The organism is Bacillus sp. JJ722 (genome assembly GCF_036963345.1).
GTDB lineage: Bacteria > Bacillota > Bacilli > Bacillales > DSM-1321 > Bacillus_AD.
Window position 1 is genome coordinate 1 of sequence record NZ_JBALMO010000425.1, and the last position, 1,004, is coordinate 1,004.

General features: G+C 27.2%; 1 protein-coding gene. It reads left to right on the plus strand.

The genetic code is table 11. The annotated features are described in order from the left end of the window. The first annotated feature begins 189 nt into the window (after window positions 1-189). On the plus strand, window positions 190-303 hold the full coding sequence (gene sinI / locus V7014_RS27045) for a DNA-binding anti-repressor SinI (RefSeq protein WP_335512211.1): 114 nt from the start codon (window positions 190-192) through the stop codon (window positions 301-303). Window positions 304-1,004: the final 701 nt, after the last annotated feature.

Genomic DNA, 1,004 nt, shown 5'->3' on the forward strand with positions numbered 1-1,004 from the left:
TTTTTCTTCTCTAAATGAATGTATACAGCCCTAATTATAACTTAAAAAAAATCTCATCTAAAAATCCAATACACTGAGAAGATAGAATTCTTTTGAAATGATATTTGTAGTAAATCTAATTTAAGAAAAACAACAAGAGTTAAGGCTTCATTCTTAAAAAGACTGTTGTATACCAAGGAGAGGGAAGTCTTGGATAATATTGAGAAAATGATTGACCTAGAATGGCTGTTATTGATGGCTGAAGCAAAACAAATGGGATTGACTATTCAAGAAGTTTTATTTTTTCTAACTGATCATTTATAAAGAATAAAAGCAATTGTAAAATGTAGCAATACATGATAACTTGAGAAACTATAATTTAATGGATAAGAAAAAAACTATAGTAATAGGTATAGGCTGTTGAGATTTCTTGACAGCCTACTCATTTGTCGTTTCATTCGGATATTACTCAATTAATATAGTTTGAAAAATCCTTCGAATGTTCTGTTTTATAAGTAAAATACGTATCTCCCCCAGATTATGAGCCCCTTCGGATAAATCCCCATTTTCTAACAATACTTTCTTCCTAATTTTATATTATAATAATTATATGGTTTGTTAATTTCGCTTCTCCCTTTGCATTGAAAATTCTCCGACCTTGTTCCGATAGATCCTAAGTTGTTAGTAAATTCCCCTCATGTCCACAAAAAATATTTTTCATAAAAACCTTCAAAAATAGATAAATATACCCATTATTAAGAGATTTTTAAGTGTAAATAAAGAAATATGTAAGAGCTTATTTGTAACATAATGAACATATTAGTTATGAAATTATTATAGATAAATAAGTTATTTTATATATACGTATTTTTCTTCACTTATTCAGTATAACCGTCAAATATTTTATTCATTTGTTAGTCGAAATAACATGCACATAATAATTGTATATGTTTCAGAGCATTAGGTTTTATATTAGAGGATTTTAATGGAAAGAGTAGTATGATGGGTAAACATTTTTTTCTTGG